Annotated in this window: 25 protein-coding genes; 13 read left to right on the forward strand and 12 right to left on the reverse strand. The window is 62.0% G+C overall.

Going from position 1 to position 26,129, the window contains the following annotated elements; genetic code table 11:
- Nucleotides 1-11: 11 nt before the first annotated feature.
- Together ACQ4MS_RS03165 and ACQ4MS_RS03170 are read right to left on the reverse strand one after the other, a co-directional pair.
- On the reverse strand, nucleotides 12-470 hold the full coding sequence (locus ACQ4MS_RS03165; RefSeq protein ID WP_431097679.1) for a (2Fe-2S)-binding protein: 459 nt from the start codon (nucleotides 468-470) through the stop codon (nucleotides 12-14).
- A gap of 155 nt (nucleotides 471-625) precedes the next feature.
- Complete coding sequence (locus tag ACQ4MS_RS03170) at nucleotides 626-1,198, reverse strand: TetR/AcrR family transcriptional regulator (protein WP_431097680.1); 573 nt, start codon at nucleotides 1,196-1,198, stop codon at nucleotides 626-628.
- A gap of 104 nt (nucleotides 1,199-1,302) precedes the next feature.
- Between ACQ4MS_RS03170 and pdxH the strand changes: the two genes are divergently transcribed.
- On the forward strand, nucleotides 1,303-1,953 hold the full coding sequence (gene pdxH / locus ACQ4MS_RS03175) for a pyridoxamine 5'-phosphate oxidase (protein WP_431097681.1): 651 nt from the start codon (nucleotides 1,303-1,305) through the stop codon (nucleotides 1,951-1,953).
- Between the two features lie 52 nt (nucleotides 1,954-2,005).
- Complete coding sequence (locus ACQ4MS_RS03180) at nucleotides 2,006-2,407, forward strand: GFA family protein (RefSeq protein ID WP_431097683.1); 402 nt, start codon at nucleotides 2,006-2,008, stop codon at nucleotides 2,405-2,407.
- On the opposite strand, the gene folK is transcribed toward ACQ4MS_RS03180, so the two are convergent.
- The 6 genes from folK to ACQ4MS_RS03210 are packed head-to-tail and all read right to left on the reverse strand — an operon-like array spanning nucleotide 2,404 to nucleotide 8,113.
- Nucleotides 2,404-2,907, reverse strand: coding sequence for a 2-amino-4-hydroxy-6-hydroxymethyldihydropteridine diphosphokinase (folK, locus tag ACQ4MS_RS03185; RefSeq protein WP_431097684.1), 504 nt, complete (start codon nucleotides 2,905-2,907; stop codon nucleotides 2,404-2,406). The genes ACQ4MS_RS03180 and folK overlap by 4 nt on opposite strands.
- Before the next feature lie 7 nt (nucleotides 2,908-2,914).
- Nucleotides 2,915-4,540, reverse strand: coding sequence for a polynucleotide adenylyltransferase PcnB (pcnB, locus tag ACQ4MS_RS03190; RefSeq protein WP_431097686.1), 1,626 nt, complete (start codon nucleotides 4,538-4,540; stop codon nucleotides 2,915-2,917).
- Nucleotides 4,541-4,546: 6 nt separating this feature from the next.
- Nucleotides 4,547-5,212 carry an HAD family hydrolase gene (locus ACQ4MS_RS03195; protein WP_431097687.1) on the reverse strand — a complete coding sequence of 222 codons (666 nt, stop codon included), beginning with the start codon at nucleotides 5,210-5,212 and terminating at the stop codon, nucleotides 4,547-4,549.
- Complete coding sequence (locus tag ACQ4MS_RS03200; protein ID WP_431097689.1) at nucleotides 5,209-6,270, reverse strand: GSU2403 family nucleotidyltransferase fold protein; 1,062 nt, start codon at nucleotides 6,268-6,270, stop codon at nucleotides 5,209-5,211. The genes ACQ4MS_RS03195 and ACQ4MS_RS03200 overlap by 4 nt, the downstream gene beginning before the upstream one ends.
- A gap of 46 nt (nucleotides 6,271-6,316) precedes the next feature.
- Nucleotides 6,317-7,003 carry a DnaA regulatory inactivator Hda gene (gene hda, locus ACQ4MS_RS03205; RefSeq protein WP_431097691.1) on the reverse strand — a complete coding sequence of 229 codons (687 nt, stop codon included), beginning with the start codon at nucleotides 7,001-7,003 and terminating at the stop codon, nucleotides 6,317-6,319.
- A gap of 36 nt (nucleotides 7,004-7,039) precedes the next feature.
- On the reverse strand, nucleotides 7,040-8,113 hold the full coding sequence (locus ACQ4MS_RS03210; RefSeq protein ID WP_431097692.1) for an AI-2E family transporter: 1,074 nt from the start codon (nucleotides 8,111-8,113) through the stop codon (nucleotides 7,040-7,042).
- 184 nt (nucleotides 8,114-8,297) lie between these two features.
- On the opposite strand from ACQ4MS_RS03210, the gene purM reads away from it, so the two are divergent.
- A complete protein-coding gene (purM, locus tag ACQ4MS_RS03215) occupies nucleotides 8,298-9,338 on the forward strand; it encodes a phosphoribosylformylglycinamidine cyclo-ligase (RefSeq protein ID WP_431097693.1) in 1,041 nt (346 codons plus the stop codon).
- Between the two features lie 132 nt (nucleotides 9,339-9,470).
- On the opposite strand, the gene ACQ4MS_RS03220 is transcribed toward purM, so the two are convergent.
- Nucleotides 9,471-10,373 carry a LysR family transcriptional regulator gene (locus ACQ4MS_RS03220; RefSeq protein ID WP_431097694.1) on the reverse strand — a complete coding sequence of 301 codons (903 nt, stop codon included), beginning with the start codon at nucleotides 10,371-10,373 and terminating at the stop codon, nucleotides 9,471-9,473.
- Between the two features lie 145 nt (nucleotides 10,374-10,518).
- Between ACQ4MS_RS03220 and ACQ4MS_RS03225 the strand changes: the two genes are divergently transcribed.
- The 9 genes from ACQ4MS_RS03225 to ACQ4MS_RS03265 all read left to right on the forward strand — a co-directional run bounded on the left by ACQ4MS_RS03225 (nucleotide 10,519) and on the right by ACQ4MS_RS03265 (nucleotide 19,966).
- A complete protein-coding gene (locus ACQ4MS_RS03225; RefSeq protein ID WP_431097695.1) occupies nucleotides 10,519-11,460 on the forward strand; it encodes an ABC transporter substrate-binding protein in 942 nt (313 codons plus the stop codon).
- A 25-nt stretch (nucleotides 11,461-11,485) separates the two neighbouring features.
- Nucleotides 11,486-12,553, forward strand: a complete 1,068-nt coding sequence (locus tag ACQ4MS_RS03230) for an ABC transporter ATP-binding protein (RefSeq protein WP_431097696.1) — start codon at nucleotides 11,486-11,488, stop codon at nucleotides 12,551-12,553.
- Complete coding sequence (locus ACQ4MS_RS03235; protein WP_431097697.1) at nucleotides 12,553-14,208, forward strand: ABC transporter permease; 1,656 nt, start codon at nucleotides 12,553-12,555, stop codon at nucleotides 14,206-14,208. The genes ACQ4MS_RS03230 and ACQ4MS_RS03235 overlap by 1 nt, the downstream gene beginning before the upstream one ends.
- Nucleotides 14,205-15,431 carry a pyridoxal phosphate-dependent aminotransferase gene (locus ACQ4MS_RS03240; protein WP_431097698.1) on the forward strand — a complete coding sequence of 409 codons (1,227 nt, stop codon included), beginning with the start codon at nucleotides 14,205-14,207 and terminating at the stop codon, nucleotides 15,429-15,431. The genes ACQ4MS_RS03235 and ACQ4MS_RS03240 overlap by 4 nt, the downstream gene beginning before the upstream one ends.
- A gap of 89 nt (nucleotides 15,432-15,520) precedes the next feature.
- Nucleotides 15,521-16,402 carry a phosphonopyruvate hydrolase gene (locus tag ACQ4MS_RS03245; RefSeq protein WP_431099526.1) on the forward strand — a complete coding sequence of 294 codons (882 nt, stop codon included), beginning with the start codon at nucleotides 15,521-15,523 and terminating at the stop codon, nucleotides 16,400-16,402.
- A gap of 41 nt (nucleotides 16,403-16,443) precedes the next feature.
- A complete protein-coding gene (locus ACQ4MS_RS03250; RefSeq protein ID WP_431097700.1) occupies nucleotides 16,444-16,953 on the forward strand; it encodes a hypothetical protein in 510 nt (169 codons plus the stop codon).
- Entirely contained in the window at nucleotides 16,947-17,894 is a 948-nt protein-coding gene (locus ACQ4MS_RS03255) for an amino acid ABC transporter substrate-binding protein (protein WP_431097701.1), read from the forward strand. The genes ACQ4MS_RS03250 and ACQ4MS_RS03255 overlap by 7 nt, the downstream gene beginning before the upstream one ends.
- Before the next feature lie 58 nt (nucleotides 17,895-17,952).
- Complete coding sequence (locus ACQ4MS_RS03260) at nucleotides 17,953-18,819, forward strand: DMT family transporter (RefSeq protein ID WP_431097702.1); 867 nt, start codon at nucleotides 17,953-17,955, stop codon at nucleotides 18,817-18,819.
- Between the two features lie 169 nt (nucleotides 18,820-18,988).
- Nucleotides 18,989-19,966, forward strand: a complete 978-nt coding sequence (locus tag ACQ4MS_RS03265) for a division plane positioning ATPase MipZ (RefSeq protein WP_431097703.1) — start codon at nucleotides 18,989-18,991, stop codon at nucleotides 19,964-19,966.
- A gap of 24 nt (nucleotides 19,967-19,990) precedes the next feature.
- Here ACQ4MS_RS03265 and metE read toward each other — a convergent pair whose 3' ends face one another.
- Nucleotides 19,991-22,339 carry a 5-methyltetrahydropteroyltriglutamate--homocysteine S-methyltransferase gene (gene metE / locus ACQ4MS_RS03270; protein ID WP_431097704.1) on the reverse strand — a complete coding sequence of 783 codons (2,349 nt, stop codon included), beginning with the start codon at nucleotides 22,337-22,339 and terminating at the stop codon, nucleotides 19,991-19,993.
- 119 nt (nucleotides 22,340-22,458) lie between these two features.
- Between metE and ACQ4MS_RS03275 the strand changes: the two genes are divergently transcribed.
- Nucleotides 22,459-23,382: a LysR substrate-binding domain-containing protein gene (locus ACQ4MS_RS03275; protein WP_431097705.1), complete on the forward strand. Its 924-nt coding sequence runs from the start codon at nucleotides 22,459-22,461 to the stop codon at nucleotides 23,380-23,382.
- A gap of 76 nt (nucleotides 23,383-23,458) precedes the next feature.
- On the opposite strand, the gene ACQ4MS_RS03280 is transcribed toward ACQ4MS_RS03275, so the two are convergent.
- Together ACQ4MS_RS03280 and murJ are read right to left on the reverse strand one after the other, a co-directional pair.
- Nucleotides 23,459-24,310 carry a SirB1 family protein gene (locus tag ACQ4MS_RS03280; protein ID WP_431097706.1) on the reverse strand — a complete coding sequence of 284 codons (852 nt, stop codon included), beginning with the start codon at nucleotides 24,308-24,310 and terminating at the stop codon, nucleotides 23,459-23,461.
- Nucleotides 24,311-24,385: 75 nt separating this feature from the next.
- On the reverse strand, nucleotides 24,386-25,951 hold the full coding sequence (gene murJ / locus ACQ4MS_RS03285; protein WP_431097708.1) for a murein biosynthesis integral membrane protein MurJ: 1,566 nt from the start codon (nucleotides 25,949-25,951) through the stop codon (nucleotides 24,386-24,388).
- Nucleotides 25,952-26,129 lie beyond the last annotated feature (178 nt).

Here is a 26,129-nt window from a genome sequence, read left to right on the forward strand (position 1 = left end):
CTTTAAGCCAATTAAGCCAGTGCCTGGGCGGCGTCTTTGATGGCGGCGCGAATGCGCACATAGGTGCCGCAGCGGCAGATGTTGCCGGCCATGGCGCCGTCGATGTCGGCATCGCTCGGCCTGGTGTTGGTTTTTAGCAAGGCGGTTGCGCTCATCACCTGGCCGCTCTGGCAATAACCGCACTGCGCCACGTCATGTTTGACCCACGCGTCCTGCACAGCCTTGCCGACGCGGTCGGCCGCCACGGCTTCGATGGTCGTGATCTTCTGGCCGGCGGCGGCAGAGATCGGCGTGACGCAAGAGCGTATGGCCGAGCCATTGAGATGCACGGTGCACGCGCCGCACATGGCCGCGCCGCAGCCGAACTTGGTGCCTGTCATGCCCAGCGTGTCACGCAGGGCCCAGAGGATGGGGGTGGATTCGTCGGCGTTGACGGCAATGTCCTTGCCGTTGATGTTGAGGGTGGGCATCGTGGAACTCCTTGCGGTTGTTGTTAGCGGGAAGATCAAATGGAGGTGAAAGGGCTACTTATCGAATTTTTATTCGCTTAAATCAGGGTTTTATCCGTAAAAACTTGGGCACGCAGACATGAGGGGTATTGCCTTTTCAGGGGCGTTCAGGAAAGTCAGGCCTTGATGGCGTCCCAGCAAAGGCTAAAGGCCGCCTGGTGCACGATCTCATCGTCAGGCAGCACCTGGGTACGTATCAGGTTGGCGGTTTCACGCACCGAGCCCACCAAGCTTGCCGTCAGCAAAGGCAGGGGTACAGGCTTGAGGATCTCCTGCTTCTGGCCTTCTTCCATCAGTGCCAGAAAGCCTGCCGCCAGCCGCGTCGACAGCTCACGGTTGCCTTGGGTAAACCAGGGCGAGTTGTAGTACTGCTCCTGAAACACCACCTCGGCGTAGCGCTCCAGACGGTGGCGCAGCAGATTGCCCCAGATAAGCCGCACCCGGCTGCGCAGCGAGGTGCCGGACTCGACACCCGCCATCAGCCGCTGCACAGTAGCGGTCTTGGCTTCTTCATAAAGCTGGCTGATCAGCTCGTCTTTGGACGGGTAATAGACGTAGAGCGTGCTCGTGGCGATGCCGGCCGTGCGGGCAATGTCGGCCATGGTCAGGCCACTCAGTCCGGTCTGGGCCACCAGGTTGAAGGTGGCCTCGGCAATGGCGCGCTGCTTTTCGTCGTCTTTGGGTTTCATGTGGAGCTTGTGAATATAAGCGAATATTAATTCGCTATCAAGCCCGACCTCTGCCGAGGTCTACCGCAGGCAAGGACATGGCCTGTGCGGGCACAATCAAAGGCATGAGCCAGCCCACACTTTCCATTGCCGACCTGCGCAAAAGCTATGAGCGCGCCGAACTCAACGAAGACGCGTCACAAGCCGACCCGCTCCTGCAATTCGACCAGTGGCTCAAGGAAGCCATCGCCGCCGAAGTACCCGAGCCCAACGCCATGACGCTGGCCACCGTCGCCAGCAACCTGCGCCCTTCCACCCGCATCGTGCTGATCAAAGGCTATGACGAACGCGGGATCACCTGGTTTACCAACTACGACAGCCGCAAGGGCCACGAACTGGCCGGCAATCCGTACGCGGCGCTGCAGTTCCACTGGGTGGAGCTGGAACGCGTGGTGCGCATCGAAGGCGTGGTCGAAAAGGTCTCCGCCGAAGAAAGCGACGCCTACTTCAACAGCCGCCCGCTCGACTCCCGCATAGGCGCCTGGGCCAGCCCGCAAAGCGAAGTGATTACCGGGCGCAGCGTGCTGGTAGCCAACGCGGCCAAATACGGCGCCAAATTTTTGCTACAGCCCCCGCGCCCGCCACACTGGGGCGGCTACCGCCTCAAGCCCGACAACTGGCAATTCTGGCAAGGCCGCAAGAGCCGGCTGCATGACCGGCTGCGTTATACCTTGCAGGATGATGCGGCTTGGTTGCGGGAGCGGCTGGCGCCATAACGGCGGCTGGTATGACCGGGTCGCGAGCCGCCCAGACACCTTCGGAGTTTGTATGCAAGTTCATGGAAGTTGCCACTGTGGAAGCGTTCGCTACGAAGCGGAAGTGGACCCGGCGCAAACCACCATCTGCCATTGCACCGATTGCCAGAAGCTCACGGGGTCTGCCTACCGGGTCTCGGTGCCTGCTACCGAGGGCTCGTTTCGCCTCACGGTGGGCAAGCCAGCGATCTATGTAAAAGTTGGCGACAACGGTGCCCGGCGCGCACAAGCGTTTTGCCCTCACTGCGGATCACCGCTTTACACCTACGCAGCGGATGACCCGAAGGTCTACGGTCTCAGGGTGGGTGGCATTGCAGAGCGCGAAGTACTGATTCCCCGGAGGCAAAAGTGGTGTCGCTCAGCACTGCCATGGACAGAGAGCCTCGTCGCAATCCCGCGGGACGGGGGCGACTAGTTACAACGGTCCGCCTGCTTGCCCACCCGCTCAATACGCTGCGTAGCAACCGACTCCAACTGCTGGCGGCTGACCAACCCGGGCGCGATCTCCGCCAGCGGCACCAACACAAAGGCCCGCTGCATCATGCGCGGATGTGGCAGCGTAAGGTGCTCTGATTCCATGCGGGCGCTGCCGTAGAGCAGCAGATCCAGGTCCAACGTGCGGGGTGCGTTGCGGTAGGACCTCTCGCGGCCAGCCCCTTGCTCAATCTGCTGCAGATGGCTTAGCAAGTCGGGAGCAGTCAGACTGGTTTCGACTTCGGCCACGGCGTTCAGGTAATCATTGCCGGGTGCAGGAGACTCATTGCCCGCATCGGTATTCAGTGGCGCCGTTTTATAGAGGCTGGAAAATTGACGAACTTCGGTCAACGGCAGCTGGCCTATCGCCTGAACGGCTTGCCGCAGTGCTACCGCGGCATCGCCGAGGTTTGCGCCAAGGGCAACGTAGGCGCGAACCACGGGGCTCTCAGGTGTTGGGAACGTTATCCGACGAAGGCGAAGAAGCAGCCTCGCCGCCCGCGCCTTCAGCTCCGCCTGCACCACCGCGGTTGGCCGGCTTGCGGCGGCGGCGGCGTTTTTTGGCGGGCGCAGCATCGCCCTGCTCGCCCGAGGCGTCAGCAGAATCGGACGCCGCACGTTCAGCATGCGTCGAGCCAGGCTCGGCATCAACACGCTTGACACGAACCCGCGGCGCCTGCGGTTTGTTCTGCTGCGCCTGGCGCGCCTCTTCGATCATGGCGTGGCGTTCGTCGTCGTAGGCGGTGCTGAATTTTTCCCACCACTCGGCGAGCTCCATGTCGATCTCACCGGTCTGCGCGCGCAGGCGCAGGAAATCAAAGCCAGCGCGAAAGCGCGGTTGGTCCAGTAGCGAATACGGCGCGCTGCCCGTGCGTTTTTCAAAACGCGGCTGCATGGTCCAGATCTCGCGCATGTCGGTGCCCAGCTTGCCGCGGCCCGACACGTCGCCGATCTTGGCGTTGAAGGCGTCGTCAATCGCGTCCTGCAGCGCCGGCATGAGGTGTTCACCGCGCTTCTTGCGCCGCTCCCAGCCTTCGCGCACGTCAAACCAGAGTACGCACGACAGCAAGAAGCTGGGGGCCACCGGCTTGCCTTCGCCGACGCGGCGGTCGGTGTCTTGCAGTGCGAGCTTCAGGAAGGGCTCGTCGGCGTTTTCCACCACCACGTCGAGCAGCGGATAAATGCCGGTGCCCAGGCCGAGGAACTTGAGTTGCGCGATGCTGGCCAGCGCATGGCCGGTCTGCAGCAATTTGAGCATTTCATCAAACAGGCGCGACTGCGGCACGTCGGCCAGCAGGCCTTTCATTTCGCGCAGCGGGGCCACGGTCTTGTCTTCAAATTTGAAACCCAGCGCACTGAGCTTGGCTGCAAAACGCACGGCGCGGATGATGCGCACCGGGTCTTCCCGGTAACGCACGGCCGGGTTGCCGATCATGCGGATGATTTTTTTCTTCGCGTCCTTGATTCCGTTGTGATAGTCGACCACGACCTGCGTCTCGGGGTCGTAGTACATCGCGTTGATGGTGAAGTCGCGACGCGCGGCGTCCTGTTCGATCGGGCCCCAGACGTTGTCGCGCAGCACCCGGCCGGAGGCATCGACAGCGTGCTTCATGCCGGCCAGCTCGCTCTTGCTGGTGCGCTCGTTGCCGCCGACCTGCTCTGCCAGGCTGCTGTCAAGGTGCGCACGGAAGGTCGATACCTCAATCACTTCATGCTCGCGCCCGCGGCCGTAAATAACGTGCACGATGCGAAAGCGCCGGCCGATGATGAAGGCACGCCGGAACAGTGACTTGACCTGCTCTGGCGTGGCGTCGGTGGCCACGTCAAAGTCCTTGGGGCGCAAGCCGACCAGCAGGTCACGCACTGCACCGCCGACGATGTAGGCCTCGTAACCGGCGTCCTTGAGAGTGCGCACCACGTCCATGGCGCGGTCGTCCACCAGGTTGACGTCAATGCCGTGTTCCTTGAAACCCACATCCTGGCGCTGGCCGAAAGGTGATTTTTTGACCCGCTTGGCGCCGGGATCTGTACCGTCTGATTTGCCAAACAGCTTGTCGATAAATTTTTTGATCATGGATAACTAGATAAACAGGTCAAGTATGCGCCATCCGCGCTCTGTCGCCAGCGCCCGCAGGCGCTCGTCGGGATTGGTGGCGACGGGGTGGGTTGCCTTCTCCAGCAGGGCAATATCGTTCATGGAGTCGGTATAGAACGTGGTTTCCACGTCGTTCCAGGTCAGCTTTCGGGCCGCCAGCCATTGTTCCACGCGGGTGACCTTGCCGTCGCGGGCCGAGGGCGTGCCGCTGATCTCTCCTGTGACCCATCCTTGGGCGTCACGCGCCAGTTCAACCGCGATCAGTTCTTTCACGCCGAAAGCGTCGGCAATCGGCCGCGTCACGAACTCGTTGGTGGCGGTGACGATAACCAGCTCATCACCTGCCGCACGGTGGCTGTCGACCAGCGCCTGCGCCTGCTTTGTGATGGCTTTTTGCACTACATCCCTCATAAAACGGGCGTGAGCAGCTCCTGAATTGATAGCACCTTGCTTGCAGATAGCCTCAGTGGCAAAGCGCACATATTCATGGATGTCGAGCGTGCCGGCGCGGTAGTGCTCAAAAAACTCACTGTTGCGGCGCTTGAATTGGGTGCTGTCGCACCAGCCCAGCGCAATGGTGAACTCGCCCCATTCGTAGTCGGAATCGATGGGGATCAGCGTGTGATCCAGGTCAAACAAGGCAATCTTCAAGCTTGGGCTCCAGTTAGCATCTCGCCCAGCTTGAGCTCAGGGTGAGCCCGCTGCAGCGCAATCAGGCCTTCGAGGGCGCGCTTGCGCCAGCCGGGGCCGCGATCCAGCGCATCGTGCCAGGCTTCGTGCAGGCTTTCCGGCTGCGTGGCCAGCAGGTAGTCATACAGGGCCGCAGCCTGCTGCAAATCCTTGTTGGCTTTGGTTCGCATGGCGCCTGACCGCTCTCCGACGATCAGCAGTTTGTGTACCGCATAACGTTCGGGCGCCGGAATGCTCACCGTCACGGCGCTGCCATTGCGATCAACCAGCACTGCCTGTGTCACCCGCTCAAGCGAGAACTCCATGAAACGCAGCGGCTGCAGGCCAACGTTGAGATTGGGAATGACAATGGGGCCATCGCCACCCCGGTGGGCCGAGGTCAGGAAGTCGATCTGGAATTCGGGGTCTCCGCTGAGCTTGTAGGAAGCTCCCGCCCCTCCGCTGAGCTGAACCAGGGGAATGAAACCCTGCTCAAAGCTTGTCAACGCCGCATGAACGTCAATTTGCACATCAGCCGGCAAGGCCACCGAAATGTTTTTGCCGGCGTGTGCAAAATCGACATCGGTAGTGGCCCCACCGGCGAACCATTTGACGCCCAGCATATTGCCCAGTGCGATGAATGCGTGCGTGCCGACCAGCACACCACCCGCACGGAAAAAACCATAGTCGGAAAGGCGCCGAACCGCACGCACATGCTTGGGCAAAGCCGGGGTACAGCCCAATGCTACGGCAGCCTTGGCCAACGGTGCCAGGGCCGCGTCCGGCTTGACGGTGGGATTGCGCGCACGTTCAACTGCCGTACGGACGGCATCGGTGTCGGGCCCGACATAGAGCTGGCGCAATTGCCCGTTCAGGTCGCGGTAAGAGAAGTACCAGTACACCGCGTCCTGCACTGTTTTGCGGGAAAAGCTGCCATGCAGGTTTTCAATACTGCGGTTGAGTTCCAGCGAAGTCGCCACATCCGCCAGCTGGGCATAGGCCGTCTGGGCGGAAAGGGGGAGTTCGACATGAAGAGGCATAGCGCAACTATACAACAAATTAATTTTTGTTGTATAGCATCGTGTTTTAACCGTTTTCCAGCATCGACTTGATCAGGGGAATCGTGATGGCGCGCTTGGTTTGCAGGGCGTACGCATCCAGTTGGTCGAGCAACTGCATCAGGCTGCCCAGGTCGCGCGAAAAGCGGGTCAGCATGAAGTCCATGGCTTCGTCGCTCAAAAACACGCCGCGCGCGTCGGCCTCGCGCCGCAACACTGATCGCCGCTCGGGTTCGGTCAAGGCCTGCAGGGCGAACACATGGCCCCAGCCCAACCGGGTGCGCAAGTCTTCACGCAGTGCCAGGTCGGCCGGCGGCATCTGGCCGGCGGCCAGCACCCAGCGCGGCCGGCCGTCGGGGGCGCTCAGCGCATTCACAAACCAGTTGAACGCCGCCTGCTGCTGCACCGCGGTATAGAGATGGCAGTCGTCCAGGATGACCGCCGCCCAGGATTCGTTGAACTCGGGCGGCTCCAGCATGGAGGCGTCCATCCAGCCGCTGGCCGCGCCCTGCTCACGCAGCGTTTCGCGCACGGCCTTGAGCAGATGGGTTTTGCCGCTGGCGGCCTCACCCCAGAGGTAGGTAGGTACGGGCGAGCGCAGCGTGTTGCCGGCCCACAGCTCCAGGTGCTTGAGCGCGGCTTCGTTCGGACCGCCAAAAAAATTGGCGAACGACGGGGCTGAAGCCAGACCAATGTCCAGCGCAATCTGTTTCATGCCCGCCATGCGTTCATCATCCCGGCCTTATCCAGCCTAGCCGGCCTTGTACAGCCGGCTGGCCATGTAGCTGGCCTTGATGCGGCGTATGCCCACCAGCAGCACCGCGCTGGCCGGCAACGCCACCAGCACGCCGACAAAGCCGAACATCTGGCCGAAGGCCAGCAAGGCAAAAATCACCGCCAGCGGGTGCAGGCCTATGCGTTCACCCACCAGGCGCGGCGTGAAATACAGGCTTTCCACCACTTGCCCGATGCCGTAGACCACGGCCACCATGACCAATGCCTTGAGCGATGCAAATTCCAGCAGGCCGGCCAGCACGGCCAGGATAAGGCCCAAGCCAAAACCCAGATAAGGAATGAACATCGCAAGGCCCGTGAAGACGCCGATGGGCAGGGCCAGGTCCAGGCCGAAAAGCGCCAGGCCGATAGCGTAAAACGCCGCCATGATCAGCATCACCAGGAGTTGGCCGCGCAGATACTGGCCCAGCACCGCATCGGCCTCCTCGGTGAAGCTGTCAAAACCGGCGCGCAAATGCGGCGGCACCAGCTCAAGCACACGGGCGACAAACTTGTCCCAGTCCATCAGCAGGTAAAACAGGGCCACCGGAATCAGCACGGCATTGCCAATAATCGCCAGCGCCACGCTGCCGCCCAGCTTGAGCGAGGACATGAGCGAGGTGAACAGGTCTTCAAAATTGGCGTTGAGGTACTTGAGCACAAAAGCCTTGATGCTGCCAACGTCCAGGGCCACATGGATGCCGAACTGCGCCAGCCACGGCGCCAGGCTGGTGTTGAGCCTGTCCGCCAGCAGGGGAACCTGCTCACGCAGCACAGGCAGCTCCTTGGCCATGATCGGCACGATCAGCAAAAAGAGGCCGAGCAGTGCCACGATGAAGATGAACTCGACCATGACCACCGCTACCACCCGCGGCAGGCGGCCCTTGCCCACGGCGTCCAGCCGGTTCACCAGTGGCGTCAACGCATAGGCCAGCACGGCGGCGATGACAAAGGGCGCCAGCACCGGCCCCAGCAGCCACAGCGCCAGGATGATCAGCGCTGCGATCAGGCACCAGGCGGCGGTGCGTTTTTGGGTGGTGGTGAATTGCATAAAGCCTTGGGTTGAGCTTGGCGGAAGAAGGTCCTGGGTGGGCCTGAAGAGGGCCAAACAGGAGCCGGATGGGTAGCCTTTAGAATCTCAGGCTGAATTCTATCGGGCTTGCAGGCCCCTTCCCGGCTGCAAAAATCGCCCGCTGACCCTTCATCCGCACCCTACCCGTAGCAAAGCCGACACCATGACAACCTCCTTTCCTTCTCCCCTTAGCTACAAAGACGCGGGCGTCGACATCGACGCGGGTGATGCACTGGTCGAACGCATCAAGCCCCTGGCCAAGAAAACCATGCGCGAAGGGGTGCTGGCGGGCATTGGTGGCTTTGGCGCCCTGTTTGAGGTACCCAAGCGCTACAAGGAACCTGTCCTGGTCAGCGGCACGGACGGCGTGGGCACCAAGCTCAAGCTGGCGTTCGAGTGGCAGATGCACGACACCGTGGGTATCGACCTGGTTGCGATGAGCGTGAACGACGTGCTGGTGCAGGGCGCCGAGCCACTGTTCTTCCTCGATTACTTTGCCTGCGGCAAGCTGGACGTGGACACCGCCGCGGCGGTGGTCGGCGGTATTGCCAAAGGTTGTGAGCTCAGCGGCTGTGCGCTCATTGGCGGCGAGACCGCCGAAATGCCGGGCATGTACCCTGCGGGCGAATACGACTTGGCCGGTTTTGCCGTCGGTGCCGTGGAAAAGTCAAAAATCCTGACTGGCAAGGATGTGAAGCCCGGCGACGTGGTGCTCGGCCTGGCCAGCAGCGGTGTGCACTCCAATGGTTTCAGCCTGGTACGCAAATGCATTGAACGCGCGGCTGGCAATGCCCCCGCCACGCTGGACGGCAAGCCCTTCAAGCAGGCCCTGATGGAACCCACCCGCCTGTATGTGAAGAACGTGCTGGCCGCGCTGGCCGCCCACCCCATCAAGGCTTTGGCCCACATCACTGGCGGCGGCCTGCTGGAAAACATTCCGCGCGTGCTGCCCGAAGGCATGGCCGCCCACCTCAAAAAGGGCAGCTGGCCGCAAACCGAGCTGTTTGCCTGGCTGCAAAAAACCGCCGGCATCGACGATTTCGAGATGAACCGCACCTTCAACAACGGCATCGGCATGGTGGTGGTGGTGGACGCCGCCCACGCCCAGGCCACAGCCAAAACCCTGCGTGACGCCGGTGAGCAGGTCTACGAGATCGGCGTGATCGCCCCCAAAGGCGACGGCGCCGCTGTGACGGTTGGCTAGTCACGCCGAATACGGACCGGCAGCACCTCTGTCCGAGATACGGCGGATTTACCGGTAATTGCTATTAAAACAATAGCTGCTTGCGCCCGATTACATTGGGCTCAAGGCCAAAATCTCTTGAAAACTCCGGCCTTACAGGTCCTGTACGCGCGCCCTGAGCATGCCTTTTAACCATCGGCAAAACTCGCGCGCCACCTGAATGTGCTCGCTGCGCGGGTTGATGTAAGCCGCATAGGTCGCCCCTGAGGCGACTTTTTCATCGTCCACCAGCATCAGCGTGCCGTCCCGCAGCTGGTCCAGCACCAGGAGCCGCGGCACCACCAGCAGTCCCGAACCCCCAATGGCCGCAGCCACGGCCAAAAACAGGTGGTCGTACATCGCGCCCACGTGAAGGCGGTCCACCACAATTTCCTTGGCTACAGCCCAGGTGCTGATGGTGTCCGGACGTGACCTGGCGGCAATCATGGGCCAGCGGTTGGGCGCGTTCTGACGATGGGCCTGCACAAGCACCGGCGAGCCGACACAAACCAGTTCCTCCCGGATCAATTCCCAGCTTTCCGTGCCGGGCAAACTCAGGTCGCGCGTAATAAAAACGTCGAATTCATCCTGCGGCTGCGGCGGCGACAGCGAGGTGATGAGATCCACCTGAACCGGGTTTTCAGTACTGAACGCCCCCAGCGCAGGCACCACAACCGTCAGCGCAAAGCTTGGCATGGAGGTGCGTACCTTCAGGCGGTCGTGGAGACGCCCGGTCTGGGCCATCTGCTTCGTCGCCAGCTCGATGGTTGAGATGGCGTCCCGGATGGCGTCATAAAACTGCGAGCCGGCGGGGGTGAACGCCACAGTCGAGCCCTTGCGCTCAAAAAGACGCCGACCGGTCCACGCCTCCAGGGTCGCGACGTGCCTGCTGACAGCACTTTGGGTCACACCCAGCGCCGCGGCGGCCCGGGTGAAGCTGCCGTGCCTCCCAACGATGACAAAAGCCCGAGCCGCCACCAAAGGGATGTCCGCCTGCTTCTTATGAGTATTACTCATGACGATCCACCTGATCAGGAATAGTTGAACGGCCAATGGCTGGCTCTGACCAACGCATACCCATAGGATAACGGCAACAGTCCAACCCAGCCACGCAAGGAGCTTAGACATGCGGTATTTCATCCGGAAAATATGCGTATTACTCATGGTGATACTCATCCTTCCAGCCACGGCTGCGGAGGTGGTCCTTTACTCCTCAAACAATGTGGAAACCGTGAACCGGGTCGTGGACCTGTTCACCAAAGCACACCCGTCCATCAAGGTTTCCGTTGTGCGCGCCGGCACCGGCGCCCTGATGCAGCGCATCAAGGCGGAAGGAGCGAATCCGCTGGGAGACATCTTCTGGTCGGGCGGCCTTTCCACCGTGAGCGAATTCCGGGAACAGCTGGAACCCTACATTTCGCCCGAGGCTGCCAAGGTTCCGGAGTCCTACCGCGGGCCCAACGGCTTGTGGCTGGGAACCAATGTTCATGTCACGGTGCTGATGGCCAACCTGCGGCAGGTACCCGGAGGCCAGTTGCCCAAAGGCTGGGCCGACCTGACCGATCCCAAATGGAAGGGCCGGATTGTCATTCCAGACCCCGAACGCAGCAGCGCGTCATACGTAGCGCTTTACGGACTGCAAAAGGTGCTCGGCAAGGACGTGCTGGCGAAGATCGTGCGCAATGCAACCATTGTGGGAACGACTTCCGCAGCCTACGAAGGTGTCGCCAAGGGCGAGTTTGCCGTCGCGGTGACCATGGAATACGCCGCCTACGAGTATGTGGCCGGCGGAATGAAGGAAATCAGGCTGGTCTACCCGGCCGAGGGCACCTTTCTTTCACCTGAAGGCATGGCGCTGATCAAGGGGGGCAAACACCCCAACGAAGCTCGAAAGCTCTACGAATTCCTGGCATCCAGAAATCTGCAGGTGGAAGTTTTCAAAAGCGCCTACCGCCGTCCGGTGCGCGCCGACATCGACGTCACCAGGCTGGCTGACCTGCCGGCGTTGGCCAGCCTCAAGATCATCCCGCTGGACGACGCCAGGATGGGTGCGGAGCGCGCCGAATTTCTGGTCCAGTGGCGTCAGCTTGCGGCTGGCCGGTGATGCCCACAACGTCTAGCAAAGGCCGATGATGCAGGTTTCATTCAGGAATATTTCGCAGAGCTACGGCAGGCAGGTGCTGTTTCAGCAGTTCGACCTTGTCATCCCCAGCGGATCATTTTTTACCTTGCTGGGCCCGTCGGGCTGCGGCAAGACCACCCTGCTGCGAATGCTGGGCGGCTTTGTCAAGCCGGACAGCGGCCAGATCCTGTTCGGGGACGACGACGTCACCCAGGTGCCAGTCCATCGCCGGGGCGTGGGAATGGTTTTCCAGGACTACGCGCTGTTTCCCGACCGCTCCGTGCTGGCCAACGTGTGCTATGGCCTGGCAGCGCGGCAGGTGCCCGCCGCAGAAGCCGAAGCACGCGCCATGGCGATGCTCAAGCGCGTCGGCCTGGAAACATTTGCCGGGCGCATGCCTGCAGCGCTTTCGGGCGGCCAGCGGCAGCGGGTGGCCATGGCACGCGCCCTTGTCATCCAGCCCAGGTTGTTGCTGCTTGACGAGCCACTCTCGGCGCTCGACGTGAAACTGCGCGTCGAACTGCGCAGCATGATTCGCGACCTGCAAACCGAGGCCGGCATCACCACCGTATTTGTCACCCACGACCAGGAAGAAGCCCTGGCGATGTCGGACCTGATCGCCGTCATGGACCGCGGCCGGGTGGTGCAGGCCGGCCCGCCGCGCGAGATTTACGCCAAACCCCGGTCCAGATTCGTCGCGGATTTTGTCGGCAGCGCCAATGTGGTTCCGGTCGACAGCGAGCTGCCGTCGTCTGCCGACGGCGCCCGGCGCCTGGGGACCCCCGGCGGGGTTCTCCTCACGCGCTCCGACCTCCCGCTCGCCGCAGGTTCCAGCCTGGCCATCCGCAGCGAAGAGATTTCTCTGGTTGCAGCAGGCCCGCAGCAAGAGGGCCTTCTCTCCGGCGTGATTGAACATGTGGAGTTCCGCGGGAGCATCACGGGCTATGCGGTGCGCACCACCGTGGGCCTGATCCGCGTGGACGTCTGGACCAGCCAGCAGAAGCAACTGCGCAGCCGTGGCGAGCCGGTCACGCTGCAGTTGCCGCCAGCAGCCCACATCGTGGAGCCCTCGTGATGCTGGGCCCCTTGCGCAGAGACCCGGCCTGGCTGGCGATGGCCATGGCGGCGATGGCCGTGCTCGGCCTTTTTCTGGTATGGCCGCTCGCCAACATGCTTTGGCAGTCCTTTGCCGCACCGGGCAGCGATGGCGGCGTCGGCGGCTATACCCGGTTTTTCTCCGAAGCTTCTTACCGTGAAGTTTTCTTCAACACCCTGATCCTGGGTCTGCTGGTGACGGTGAGTTCCATGCTGGTGGGCGGCGGGCTTGCGGTGGTGGTGGCGCGCTGCAAATTCCCGTTCGCCGGGCTGGTGACCTTTTTGCCGCTGATCACGCTGGTGATTCCCGATGTTGTGGTTGCCGCATCCTGGGTCTTGGTGCTGGGCCGTCAGGGCCTGCTCAACGGCTGGCTGGAACCGCTGGGCGTACAGCTGCCCTCCTTGTACTCGTGGTGGGGCCTGGTCTTTGTGATGACGCTCAACAACTACGTCTACGCCTTTGTCGCCGTCCTGGTGGGCCTGAAGTCCATGGACCGCAACCTGGAAGAAGCCGCGCTCAGCCTCGGCCAGCCCCTGGGCACGGTACTCAAAGGCGTCACCATGCCGCTCCTGCTGCCGTCGGTGTTCGGCGGCGCACTGATCGTGTTCACCCACGTGATCGGCAGCTTCGGCGTGCCCGCTATCCTCGGGGCCCGCACACCCGTGCTGGCCGTCAAGGCATACAACGAGTTTGTGAGCGAAATGGGTGGCAACCCCCAAATGCAGGCGACGATGGCCTCCCTGCTGGTGTTCCTCGGCGCCGGCATGCTGCTGGTGCAAAAGCTGTGGGTCGAACGCCGGCAGTTCCAGATGGAATCGGGCCGCACACCGGCGGCCATCTCCATTGCGGGCTGGCGCGCGCAGGCCGCCACCGCCGCGGTATTGGGAGTAGTGACGCTGTCGATGCTCCCGGTGCTGGTGGTGCTGGTGACGGCCTTCACGCCCTCCATAGGCCCCGTGCTGCACTACGGCGGTTTCACGCTGGCCCATTTGCAGCACGCTTTGGTGCGGGCTCCCGAGCCGCTGTACAACTCGCTCTTCCTGGCCACCATCGCCACCGCTGCCGGGATGCTCTTCTCGGTGGCGGTTGCCTACCTGATCGTGAAGCGCCGCTCGGCCTTGACCCACGCGCTGGACGTGCTGGTCATGCTGCCCCTGACCATCGCGGGGACCGTGCTGGGCATTGCCCTGATCAATGCCTTCAACGGCGGCTGGCTGGCCTTGACCGGCAGCTGGGTGATCATGGCCCTCGCTTACTTCCTGCGCCGGGTGCCCACCAGCGTTCGCGCTGCGGCGGGACCGCTGCACAACCTGAGGGACTCCATCGAAGAGGCGTCCATGAGCCTGGGTGTGAGCCCGATCAAAAGCTTTTTTCGCGTGGTACTCCCGATCATCGGCCCCTCCGTCGCGGCCGCTGCCGTGCTGATGTGGGTCACCACCCTGTCGGAGCTCTCGGCCACAGTCGTCCTGTATTTCGGCGGCATGAACACCATGCCCATCGAAATATTCCAGCAGGTGGACAGCGGCAGGCTGGCACTGGCCTGTGCCTACAGCGTGCTGCTCCTCCTCACCATCTTCATCCCGCTGGCGCTCGCCCGTCGGGTTTTCCGTCTCAAAGTAGGAGCCATTGAATGAACCATCCCTCCCTCCCGGGCCACGCATTTCTTGCGCAACGTGTGCTGGGCGCCAAGCCGTCCGCCACCAAGGAAATGACGCGCCTGGCCAACCAGATGAAACGCGAAGGCCGCGACGTGATCGCGCTCAGCCAGGGAGAGCCCGACTTTCCGACGCCACTCCACGTCCGGGAAGCGGCCAAGGCTGCGATTGACCGAAACGAGTCGCGTTATACCGATGTGGCCGGTACCTTGCTATTGCGTGAAGCGGTGATGCGAAAGTTCGAGCGGGACAACGGCCTCAGGTTCAGCCCCGAGCAGATCCAGGTGGGTTGCGGCGCCAAACAGCTCCTGTACAACGCCCTGCAGGCCACCATCAACGACGGCGACGAAGTGGTGATCCCCACGCCCGCCTGGGTGTCTTACCCGGAGATGGTGCTGCTTGCGGGCGGGCGGCCGGTCATCGTTCGTTGCGGCGCTTCCAGCGGGTTCAAGTTGACGCCCCAGCAACTGGAAGAAGTCATCACGCCGCGCACCAAATGGCTGATGCTCAACTCGCCGTCGAACCCCAGCGGTGCGGTGTACAGCCAGGAAGAACTGGCCGCATTGGGCGAGGTGCTGCTTCGCCATCCTCATGTCTGGGTGATGGCCGACGACATCTACGAAAAGATCCGCTACGAGGACACGGCTTTCGCTACGCCCGCGGCTGTGGTGCCTGAGCTCGCCGGCCGCACACTGACGATCAACGGTGTCTCCAAAGCCTACGCCATGACCGGCTGGCGCGTGGGCTTCGGCGCGGGACCGGTTGAACTCATCAGGGCGATGAATCTGGTGCAGTCCCAGTCGACCTCGCACACCAGTTCCATCAGTCAGGCTGCGTCCATTGCCGCGCTGGATGGTCCCATGGATTTCCTCCCAGGATTTGTCAAGGCATTCAGGCGGCGCCGCGACCGGGTTGTGGAAGTTCTAAGGTCGATAGAAGGGCTGAGCTGTGACCTTCCTCCCGGCGCGTTCTACGCATTTCCCGGCTGCCAGGGACTGCTGGGTCGAAGGGACAAACTCAACAACCTGATTGCGACCGACTCCGATCTTGCGCTGTACCTTTTGCGCGAAGCAGGCGTTGCCGTGGTCCAGGGTGCGGCCTTCGAGCTGCCCGGCCACTTCCGGATTTCCTATGCAGCATCCGACGAAGAACTTGAAGAGGCTCTGCGCCGCATTGCAGTGGCGTGTGCCGAACTGCGCTAGCCACCTGTCGCCGCATCCATTCGGCAATTTCAGGCCCACTCCAACAACCCTACACAACAGACATGAACCACATGAACCACATGAACCACATGAACACTCTTCAGAAAAACCAGAAATTCCGCGCGGCCCTCGGCCAAGGCAAGCTGCTGACCGCCATGGCGGCGCACAATCCGCTTTGTGCCAAGCTGGCCGAAGAAGCAGGGTTTGATGCCATTTGGGGAAGCGGCTTTGAACTGTCGGCAAGCCACGCTGTACCGGACGCCAACATCCTGTCCATGGGGGCCCATCTGGAGATGATGCGTGCCATCGCAGCGGTGGTGTCTGTTCCGCTCATCGCGGACATTGACACCGGCTTTGGCAATGCCGTGAACGTCAGCTACATCGTGCCGCAATATGAAGCAGCAGGCGCATCGGCTGTCGTCATGGAAGACAAGACCTTCCCCAAAGACACCAGCCTGCGCTCAGACGGCCGGCAGGAGCTGGTGCGCATTGAGGAGTTCCAGGGCAAGGTACAGGCGGCCGCAGCCGCGCGCACCGACAAAAACCTGCTGGTCATTGCCCGCACCGAAGCCTTGATCGCAGGGCAAGGCCAGGATGAAGCCATCAAACGTGCGCTGGCCTACGAGGAAGCCGGTGCAGACGCAATATTGATTCATTCAAAACAGAAAACACCCGACGAAGTCCTGGCGTTTATCAATGCATGGCGCGGCAAAGTCCCGCTGGTGCTGGTGCCGACCGCCTATCCCCAGCTCACGGAAGCCGACATTGCGGCCCTCCAGAAAGTCGGCATCGTAATTTATGGCAACCACGCCATCCGTGCCGCAGTGGGTGCCATGCGCGATGTTTTCGCGCGGATTCGCCGGGAGGGCGGAATTGCCGAGGTAGACAAACGGCTTCCTTCTGTCAAGGACATCATCGCGCTGCAAGGTGACGCCCACATGCGCGAAGTCGAGGCGAATTTCCTGCGCTGAAGCTTCATGCGTGATCCGGAACAACCAAGGAAAGGCAAGTCATGGAACCAGAAATCATCTTCAAATTCGACGGAGGCACAGTCACTCTGCCCTCGCAGTTACTCAACAGCCGCGAGGACGGCGGGCACCTTCTGGTCAATCCACCCAGAGCAGTCTGGGAACGCAGCGAACTCAGCGCGGTGGAACTGACCCTCTGGTCCTTTCTGGTCGCGGCGACTGGCCGGGCGATGCTGGACACGCTGCCGCAGCTTTCCGGCGGATGCATCAACTACTGGGAAGCTGGCAACTGGGCACTGCACCACAACGCTGCACCCTCGGGGCCGAAGCACCCGCAGACACATCGGCGTGTTCATCTGCATGTGCTGGGACGCAACCCGTTGTCCCGGCATCCCGACTGGCAATGGGGAGAGTCTCCGCGGTTTCCCGACCATGCCAACGCAAAAAAATGGGCAGCAGCTTTCACCCGCCTGGACAACGCGGAATGCTCAGCCGTAACTCGCCGCATTGGTGAACTGCTGGCACAAAAATACGGAGTGGCACGGTCATGGTGAAGCCATCGGCCGCACTGGCTCTCTGCATCATCTTGGCGACGGCCGGTGAGGCGGTTTTCGGCGCACCCAACCCATCGCAGATGCAGGGCATCGGCGATTCGGCGACGCTGGCGGCTGTCTCGCAGCGTGAAACCATACGGCTGGGATACCGGGACTCTTCCGTGCCTTTTTCCTATACGTTCGGCAAAGGCGAACCGATGGGTTTTGCGATTGACCTGTGCAGAAACATCGTGGAGTCGATTACCCGGGAACTCAAACTCAAACGCCTGGGTATTGAATGGGTTCCGGTGACCTCATCGACCCGCATCCCCCTGATGAAAGAGGGAAAAATCGACCTTGAATGCGGCTCGACAACCAACACAGCCGAAAGGCGGCGGCAGGTGGCGTTCACGATTCCCCACTACATCGCCGGTGTACGTATCCTTTCCAAAAGCACCCAACCAATCACCAGCCCTTCACAGCTGGAAGGCCGGAATGTTTCCACCAACAACGGCAGTACCGCGGCCGAAATGCTGGAATTCTTCAACCAGCAACTTCGCGCCCCCATCAAGCTCCAGCTTTTCAGCCAGAGTCTCGAAAGTTTTTCAGCCGTGCAAAGCGGCAGGGCCGAGGCGTGGCTGCATGACGACATACAGCTGTTCAGCCAGCGGGCCATGTCCGCGAACCCCAGGGACTACGTCATCAGCAGTGTGCACCTGTCCATCGAGCCCCTCGCCATCATGCTGCCCAAAGACGATGCAGCGTTCAAGGCCCTGGTAGACCGGACCATGCGTTCTCTCATGCGTGCTGGCGAAGTCCGTCGCCTGTATTCGAAATGGTTTGAAGAGCCCATCCCGCCCAAGGGCGTCAATCTTCAGGTTCCGCTGAACTCCCTCACCAAAGACCTTTATCGCTCGCCGACAGACTACGTCCCTGATCTGCGCATCCTGCGGATGCAGTAATGACCGGATTCACATCCTCCGCATTCCGGGATCGCGGTCTCGACCTTGAAGTGCCCGCGTGACCGCGACCTCGCTTGCACTGGTACTGGCAGGGGCCATGCTGCATGCCTTCTGGAACGTCGTGGCAAAACGTTCTGCAGGCGGCCCTCCGTTTGTCATTCTGTTTGGCTGGGTCAGCGCGGCCATCGCCACACCCGTCATGCTCTGGCAATGGCAGACTCACCCACAGGCCATGACGGTGGGCCTGGTGCTTGCAGCCCTGTCGAGTGCCCTGGTTCATGCCGCGTACTCGCTGGTGCTGCAGCAGGGTTACCGCGTCAGTGACTTTGCCGTCGTGTACCCGATTGCGCGTGGGGTTGGGCCTATGCTAGCCGTGATCGGCTCCGTGCTGCTCTTCGGCGAAACGCCGAGCCTGCCCGGCTGGCTCGGTATCGCGCTGATAGTTGCCGGGGTTTTTGTCACTGCAGGCGTCCTGGACATTTTCAGCGCGGAGCCGTCACGCTGCCAATCCGGCGTTGCCTGGGGGTCGCTCACGGGAGCGTTGATCGCCGTTTACACATTGCTCGATGGATGGGCGGTGAAGTCCCTCGGCGCAACGCCCATCCTGTTTTACGGCGCCGTGCTCTGGTTCCGGGTGCTTCTATTCGCGCCGTGGGCCATTCGGGGCCACGCGCGCATCCGTGCCTGCTGGCGCGAGAACACCCTCGCGGTCATTCTGGTCGGGACGCTATCACCACTGGCTTATGTGCTGGTGCTGTTTGCAGTGCAGCTCGCACCCCTGGCCTACGTCGCGCCGGTACGTGAGGTCTCGATGCTGGTCGCCGCGTTCGTGGGGGCAAAATTTCTGGGGGAATCCCTGAGCCGGGTGCAGATCCTCGGGGCAGTCCTGATGGCATCGGGCGTGCTGGCCCTGGCTTTGGCGTAGCTCGGCAGCCAGCGCCCAAGAGGCGGCCCTGATACCAGCTTTACCCGGATGCTACAAAAATACTAGCTGCTTGCGCGCATGCTGATTAGCTCAGCTGGACTTTTGCCGGTTTTTGTATCAAACTGTTCCATTGGTTCCGTTGATCCCCCAACCCGCCCCTGGAGCATTCATGCCCGTTATTGCAGTCGTCAACCGCAAGGGAGGCAGTGGCAAGAGCACACTCGCCGCGCACATCGCCGCGTGGTGCGCGCGCAATGGCAGCTCCGTCATGCTGGGCGATGTAGACCGCCAGCAGTCGGCGCGAAGCTGGCTCAAGCGACGCGACGCCGCACTGCCCGCCATCGCGCCCTGGGCCGTCGACCAGAAAAACATGCTGCGTGTGCCCACCGGCATCACGCACGTCGTGCTCGACACGCCGGGCGGCATGCACGGTTTTGAGTTGGCGCGCGTGGTGATGTTTGCCGATGTCATCGTCATGCCCGTGTGCAATTCGATGTTTGACCGCGAATCGGCTGCACAGTGCCACGCCGAGCTGATGGCGATGCCGCGGGTGGCCAGTGGCCGCTGCAAGCTAGCAACGGTGGGCATGCGCATCGACGGGCGCACCAGTGCCGCCAAAACGCTGGAAGCCTGGTCCGAAAGCCTCGGCATGCCCTTCCTGGGTGCCTTGCGCGAAACCCAGCTGTATGTACGCAGCCTGGAGCGCGGCATGACGATATTCGACTTGCCGGCCAGCGCTGCGGCGCAAGACCTCCAGCAGTGGCAACCGATCCTGCAGTGGCTGCGGCCCACGCTGTATCCGCCGCAAGCTGCCAACGATGCACCCGAAAGGGGACATGCCGCGGCACCGGCGAAGGCACCAGTCCGGGCGATTGCGCCCCTGCCTTCGACCGCCGCTACGCTGGGTGCCCGCCCGCTCAACCCGCCCCCCGCAGCCAAAGCCGCGCCTGCGCGCTTGGGCAGCTCACTTCCCAACAGCCTCATGCCCGCGCAGGAATCCCTGGTGCACGGCGCGCGCATGTCCTCACAAAGCACCGCACGCGCGGTCGGACGGCCTGTGCAGGTCAGCACCGCGCCGGCCTTGTCGCGCAATGTGAATTCTCCGGACGGCATGCAGATTCCGCATTTCCTCAAGCGCGGTACCTGACTCGCCTCCCCCCGCCCCCCAAAGTCAGGAAGCCGCCAGCTCCTTGCGCACTTCTCGCGCGGCCCGCACCATGTTGCCGAGTGCAGCTTCCGTCTCCGGCCAGCCTCGCGTTTTCAGTCCGCAGTCAGGATTGATCCAGAGGTTTTCTGCCGGGATCACGCTGGCTGCCTTGCGCAACAAACGCACCATGGCGTCCACGGTAGGCACACGCGGCGAATGGATGTCATAAACGCCGGGGCCAATCTCGTTGGGGTACTTGAAGTCGCCAAAGCCGCGCAGCAGTTCCATGTCGGAACGGCTGGTTTCGATGGTGATCACGTCGGCGTCCATCGCAGCGATCTCCGGCAGGATGTCGTTGAATTCGGCGTAACACATGTGGGTGTGGATCTGCGTCTCGTCGCGCACGCCCGAGGCGCTGATGCGGAATGCCCGGGTGGCGGCTCGCAGGTAGGCGGGCCAGCCCGCACGGCGCAGCGGCAATCCTTCGCGAATGGCCGGCTCGTCAATCTGGATGATGCCGATGCCGGCCTTCTCAAGATCGACCACCTCATCGCGGATGGCCCAGGCAATCTGCTCACAGGTCAAGCTGCGCGGCTGGTCGTCGCGCACAAAAGACCATTGCAGGATGGTGACAGGGCCGGTCAGCATGCCTTTCATCGGCAGCCTCGTCAGGCTCTGCGCATGCGCCGTCCATTCGACCGTCATCGGTGCGCGTCTGGCAACATCGCCAAAAATCACCGGCGGCTTGACACAGCGCGAGCCGTAAGACTGCACCCATCCGTTGGCCGTGAAGACAAAGCCGTCAAGCTGCTCGCCGAAGTACTCGACCATGTCGTTGCGCTCGGCTTCGCCGTGCACCAGAACATCCAGCCCCAGCGCCTCCTGTTTGCGCACCGCCAGCGCGATCTCGCCCTTCATCTTTTCCCGGTAGGCCGCCGCACCGAGTTCGCCGCGTTTGAACGCTGCGCGCGCGGCGCGAATCTCCGCAGTCTGTGGGAAGGAGCCAATGGTGGTGGTGGGCAGCGGCGGCAGCGCAAAGCGCACGCGCTGCAGGGTTTGGCGCGCCGGGAATGGTGAGCTGCGGCAATCGTCGCCCGCAACACTGCGCGCAAGGCGCAGCGCCACGTCGGCCCGGTGCACGCGAAGACTGCGGCGGCGCGCCGCGGCAGCTGCACGGGCTGAAGCCAGTTCCCTGGCAACCACAGGCTCCTCACCCATGAACGCCGCGCGCAACATGCGCAGCTCACCCAGTTTTTCCACCGCGAACGCAAGCCAGGAACGCAGTTCCTCATCCAGCGCGCTCTCGGCGGCAAGACTGAAAGGCACGTGCAACAGCGAGCAGGAGGGCGCGATCCAGAGCTCCCCCTGGTGCCTGGCAGCCACCGCGCGCAGCTTCGCCAGCGCCGCATCGGGGTCTGTGCGCCAGATGTTGCGGCCGTCGACAATACCCACCGACAGCACCTTGTGTGCGGGCAGCCAGTCGGCCACACCCACCAATTCCTCAGGCGCACGCACAGCATCGACATGCAAGCCCGCCACCGGCAGCTGGCAAGCCAGCCTCAGGTTGTCGGCCAGCGGTGAAAAATAGGTGGCCAGCAGCAACTGGGGCGCGCTGCGGGCAAGCTGCGAATAGCTGCGCTCAAAGGCGTAGCGCCACTGCTCGGGCAAATCCAGGCCCAGGATAGGCTCGTCGATCTGCACCCATTCCACACCTTGCGTCTTCAGCCGCCCAAGAATTTGCGCATAGACCGGCAGCAGCTTGTCGAGCAGGCTGAAGCGGTCGAAGCCGGGCTCACCTCCCTGGCTCTTTTCCTTGCCCAGCCACAAAAAGCTCAGTGGCCCGAGCAGCACCGCCTTGACCCGGTGGCCGGCACTCTGGGCCTGCGCCACTTCGTCGAAGAGGCGTTCCGAAGCAAGGCCGAATTGCGTGGCCGCATTGAACTCGGGCACCAGGTAGTGGTAATTGGTGTCAAACCATTTGGTCATTTCCAGCGCGAAGCTGCCGCCGCCCGCCTTGCCATCCGCGCACGCACAGTCGGCGCTGTGTGCATGGTCTTTGTGCACATTCACGCCGCGCGCCATGGCGAAGTAGCGGCCAAGCGAAGGCTCCTGGCCGGTGAAGCCAAAGCGCGCCGGCTCGCAACCCAGCATCTGGATGTGATTGGCCACGTGATCGTAAAAAGCGAAGTCGCCTACCGTGACAAAGTCCAGTCCGGCTTCTTTCTGCACGGCCCAGTGCCGCTCGCGCAGTTCGGCTCCGGTGGCTTCCAGCGCCGCGGTGCCCATCTCGCCGCGCCAGTGTTTTTCCAGCGCAAATTTCAGTTCCCGGTTCGCGCCCATGCGCGGAAAACCCAGGGTATGTGTGTAGACCATGCCAGTTATCTCCCTGATGCAAATCACAGAAGAACGCATGGTCAGCCAGATTCAATTATTATTCAAACGAAAGATATTGCCTCTCAACATGAAAATAATTGCAGTAGCAAAGAACCTTGATGTCCCCGTCCATCCTTGAACTCCGCCATCTGCGCACATTGACGGCGCTGCGCGACAGCGGCAGCCTCGTGCGCGCGGCGCAGTTGCTCAACCTCACGCAGTCGGCGCTTTCGCACCAGGTCAAGCTGCTGGAAGATCGCTATGCCACGCCCCTGTTTGAGCGCAAGTCCGTACCACCGCAATTCAGCACCACGGGCCTCAGGTTGCTGGCGCTGGCGGATGCCGTACTGCCCCAGGTCGAGGAAGCCGAGCGCGATGTGGCACGGCTGGCCACAGGACGTTCGGGGCAGTTACGCATCGCAGTGGAATGCCACACCTGTTTTGACTGGCTGATGCCTGCCATGGATTCATTTCGCACGCGCTGGCCCGAGGTGGAGCTGGACATTGTTTCGGGTTTTCATCCTGACCCGATTGCGCTGGTGCTGCAAGACCGGGCCGACATCGCCATCGTCTCGGAGACCGATGCCAGCGAAGCCGTTGATTTTCATCCGCTGTTCCGGTTTGAGATCATGGCGCTGCTGGCAAACAACCATCCGCTGGCGGCCAAAACGCATCTCACGGCCAAAGACTTCACCGACGAAACCCTGATCACCTACCCCGTGCCCGACGAGATGCTCGACGTGGTGCGCCAAGTGCTGGAACCGGCAGGCATCAAGCCCGCGCGCCGCACGACCGAGCTGACGATTGCCATGCTGCAACTGGTCGCCAGCGGGCGAGGCATCGCCACCTTGCCCAAGTGGGCCGTGCAAAGTTACCTGGACCGCGGTTACGTGACTGCAAGGCCTGTGGGCAAGAAAGGCCTGACAGGACACCTTTATGTTGCGTGCACCGAGACCATGTCGGGCCGGCCCTGGCTGGAAGACTTTGTGGCGATCACACGCGAGAGCTGTTTTCTCACGCTCAGCGAAATCGAACTTCTTTAAGAAAAGTGCTTGTAGCCCGCTTTAAACAGGCGAAAGCAGCTATCAAATATATAGCAACTTACCCGACAAGGGCTACTCAGTGGCGGCTCCGGCGCAGCTGGGCCAGCCGCTCGGCCATGGCATCGATGTCCAGCGCATCCGCAGCGTTGGCCAGGTAGATTTCCAGGTCGGCAATGGCTCGCTGGGGTTCACCATGGGCAGCCCATGCCAAACCGCGATCACGGTATTCGGTCCAGGCTTCGGGCTGCAGGACGATCAACCGGTCCTGCACAGGAATCAGGCGCTGCCAGTCTTCCTGCGTCTTGTGGATTTCCTTGAGGTTGCGCAGCATCCGGCTGATGATTTCGCGCGGCGGCGCCGATTGCAGGTACAGGCCCATCGGTACCTCGAACTCCTCGTCAGCGCTGCTGCGTTGCCGGAAAGGCTCCAGCCTCTCGGACAGCTCTTCGCGGCTGAGCGACTGGCCGCTGAACGGATCGATCACGACCTGGCCCTTGGGCAGGTTGACCTTGACCATGAAGTGCCCGGGAAAAGCCACGCCCCGCGCGTTGAGGCCCAGACCCAGGGCCAGCTCAAGCCACAGCACGGCCAGCGTGATGGGAATGCCGCGGCGTGTCCGCAGCACGGCGTTCAGGTAGCTGTTGTCGGGGTCGTAGTAATCATTGACGTTGCCGCCGAAGTTCAGGTCGTGGAAGAAGAACTGGTTCAATGCCCGCAGGCGTTGCAAGGCTGGCGCATCGGCCGGCAGGCGGCGCTTGAGCCGGGCCAGCAACTGGTCTACATCACCCAGCACCTGTTGCACATCGAGGTCAGGATATTCGTCCTGCGCCAGGCTGATGGCCGCTTCAAGCAGGGGGAAATGCTCGTCACTTTCCACCAGGCTGGAGAAATACTGCAATGGAGACGGTACAGCCAGATTTAATTGCATGACGCTACTTTCTCATAAACCGGCGTAAAAAGGGAATCAAGGAATGCCCTTGAAGGGTCTGAAAAAAGCGACAGTTCAATGTTTGAGGAGTTTTCGCACTTTCAGGCCCGACGCCCATAGTGCTATGAAATAAATAGCGCCTGACGCAATCATGACGAGCGCCAGAAGCCCTATTCGCTCCAGATATTGGCCCTTCAGGCCGACCCAGTTGACCGCGCCGGCCGCCCACAGCAGGAAAACCGCCAGCAACGCACTCGCGCCGACCACCTGGAGCGCAAATTTGCCCCAGCCCGGCATCGGCGTGTAACTGCCGCGGCGCATCAGCCCCAACAGCAACCACAGCGCATTGATGAGCGCGCCAATGCCGATCGCCAGTGCAAGTCCTGCATGTTGCAAAAACGGAACCAGCGCCAGGTTAAGCAACTGCGTAACCACCAACACGACCACCGCAATGCGCACCGGCGTCCTGATGTCCTGGCTGGCATAAAAGCCGGGCGCCAGTACCTTGATGGCCACCAGTCCCAGCAGTCCCGCGCCATAGCCCATCAGCGCGGTGGTGGTTTGCTGCACGTCGCGGTCGGTAAAAGCGCCATAGTGATATAGCGTCGCCACCAGGGCCTGGGAAAATGTCATCAGCGCTATGGCGCAAGGCACTGCCAACAACACCACGATGCGCAGGCCCCAGTCGAGCATGGCAGAGTAACGGTGGGCATCGCCGGCAGCTTTGGCAGCCGACAGCTGGGGCATCAGCACCACACCTATCGCCACACCCAGCATCGCGGTGGGGAATTCCATCAACCTGTCGGCGTAGGTCAGCCAGCTGACGCTACCCGGCGTGAGATGTGAAGCGATCTGGGTGTTGATCAACAGGGAAATCTGCGCCACGCTGACACCCAGCAAAGCAGGCATCATCAGCCTGGCAATGTTCCGGGTGCCGGGATCGTTCCAAGCCGCCTTGATGGCGGAGGGGTTCCAGCCGAGGCGCGGCAGCAGCCCCAGCCGGAGCAAGGCCGGTACCTGCACCGCAAGCTGCAGGATGCCCCCCACCATGACACCCGCGCCCAAGGCATACACCGGTTCGATACCCTGCGCCTTGAACCAGGGTGCGCCCAGCCAGGCGGCCAGGATCATCGAGAGATTCAGCAGCACCGGCGTTGCCGCCGGCACAGCAAAGCGCCGCCAGGTATTGAGCACACCCGACGACAGCGCCACGAGCGACATAAAACCGATATAGGGGAACATCCACCGCGTCATGAACACGGCCGCCTCAAAGCCGCGCGGCTCCTGCTTCAGGCCGCTGGCCATGGCCCAGACGAGTACCGGCGCCGCGGCCACGCCGGCCACACAGGTCAGCAGCAGCGTCCAGGCCAGCAACGTGGCCACCCGGTCGATCAGCAGCTTTGTTTCGGCGTCACCGTTCTGGGTCTTGCTCGCCGCCAGCACCGGCACAAAAGCCTGGCTGAAGGCCCCTTCGGCGAACAGCCGGCGAAACAGGTTGGGGATGCGAAATGCCACATTGAAGGCATCCGTCATGGCACTTGCGCCGAAAGCCGACGCGATTAACAGTTCCCGCACCAGACCGGTGATTCGGGAAACCAGCGTCAGAAGGGAAACGGTAGAAGCGGATTTAAAAAGTGACACAAAGGGAGTTTAGCCGTGGCCTCGCGAAGCCCAGACACGGCAGGAAAATCAACGCAAATCGCTTAAATTCAGGCATCAAATCGCACTCAAGCCCAAGTAAAACGTGGGAAAGTAGCTACTGATTTGATAGCAGATGACCGCAAAATCCTTCTTCACCAGCATGAGCCGTGGAACCGGC

The sequence above is a fragment of the Polaromonas aquatica genome (assembly GCF_050626995.1).
Classification (GTDB): domain Bacteria; phylum Pseudomonadota; class Gammaproteobacteria; order Burkholderiales; family Burkholderiaceae_C; genus Polaromonas; species Polaromonas aquatica_A.

Coding starts and splice junctions, on each gene's coding strand:
- ACQ4MS_RS03240 (WP_431097698.1), top strand. CDS start 14,205: ATGAACCATCCCTCCCTCCCGGGCCACGCATTTCTTGCGCAACGTGTG.
- ACQ4MS_RS03170 (WP_431097680.1), bottom strand. CDS start 1,198: ATGAAACCCAAAGACGACGAAAAGCAGCGCGCCATTGCCGAGGCCACC.
- ACQ4MS_RS03180 (WP_431097683.1), top strand. CDS start 2,006: ATGCAAGTTCATGGAAGTTGCCACTGTGGAAGCGTTCGCTACGAAGCG.
- ACQ4MS_RS03230 (WP_431097696.1), top strand. CDS start 11,486: ATGATGCAGGTTTCATTCAGGAATATTTCGCAGAGCTACGGCAGGCAG.
- ACQ4MS_RS03225 (WP_431097695.1), top strand. CDS start 10,519: ATGGTGATACTCATCCTTCCAGCCACGGCTGCGGAGGTGGTCCTTTAC.
- hda (WP_431097691.1), bottom strand. CDS start 7,003: ATGAAACAGATTGCGCTGGACATTGGTCTGGCTTCAGCCCCGTCGTTC.
- pdxH (WP_431097681.1), top strand. CDS start 1,303: ATGAGCCAGCCCACACTTTCCATTGCCGACCTGCGCAAAAGCTATGAG.
- pcnB (WP_431097686.1), bottom strand. CDS start 4,540: ATGATCAAAAAATTTATCGACAAGCTGTTTGGCAAATCAGACGGTACA.
- ACQ4MS_RS03255 (WP_431097701.1), top strand. CDS start 16,947: ATGGTGAAGCCATCGGCCGCACTGGCTCTCTGCATCATCTTGGCGACG.
- ACQ4MS_RS03245 (WP_431099526.1), top strand. CDS start 15,521: ATGAACACTCTTCAGAAAAACCAGAAATTCCGCGCGGCCCTCGGCCAA.
- purM (WP_431097693.1), top strand. CDS start 8,298: ATGACAACCTCCTTTCCTTCTCCCCTTAGCTACAAAGACGCGGGCGTC.
- ACQ4MS_RS03265 (WP_431097703.1), top strand. CDS start 18,989: ATGCCCGTTATTGCAGTCGTCAACCGCAAGGGAGGCAGTGGCAAGAGC.
- ACQ4MS_RS03250 (WP_431097700.1), top strand. CDS start 16,444: ATGGAACCAGAAATCATCTTCAAATTCGACGGAGGCACAGTCACTCTG.
- ACQ4MS_RS03275 (WP_431097705.1), top strand. CDS start 22,459: ATGTCCCCGTCCATCCTTGAACTCCGCCATCTGCGCACATTGACGGCG.
- ACQ4MS_RS03210 (WP_431097692.1), bottom strand. CDS start 8,113: ATGCAATTCACCACCACCCAAAAACGCACCGCCGCCTGGTGCCTGATC.
- metE (WP_431097704.1), bottom strand. CDS start 22,339: ATGGTCTACACACATACCCTGGGTTTTCCGCGCATGGGCGCGAACCGG.
- ACQ4MS_RS03165 (WP_431097679.1), bottom strand. CDS start 470: ATGCCCACCCTCAACATCAACGGCAAGGACATTGCCGTCAACGCCGAC.
- ACQ4MS_RS03220 (WP_431097694.1), bottom strand. CDS start 10,373: ATGAGTAATACTCATAAGAAGCAGGCGGACATCCCTTTGGTGGCGGCT.
- ACQ4MS_RS03200 (WP_431097689.1), bottom strand. CDS start 6,270: ATGCCTCTTCATGTCGAACTCCCCCTTTCCGCCCAGACGGCCTATGCC.
- ACQ4MS_RS03235 (WP_431097697.1), top strand. CDS start 12,553: ATGCTGGGCCCCTTGCGCAGAGACCCGGCCTGGCTGGCGATGGCCATG.
- ACQ4MS_RS03280 (WP_431097706.1), bottom strand. CDS start 24,310: ATGCAATTAAATCTGGCTGTACCGTCTCCATTGCAGTATTTCTCCAGC.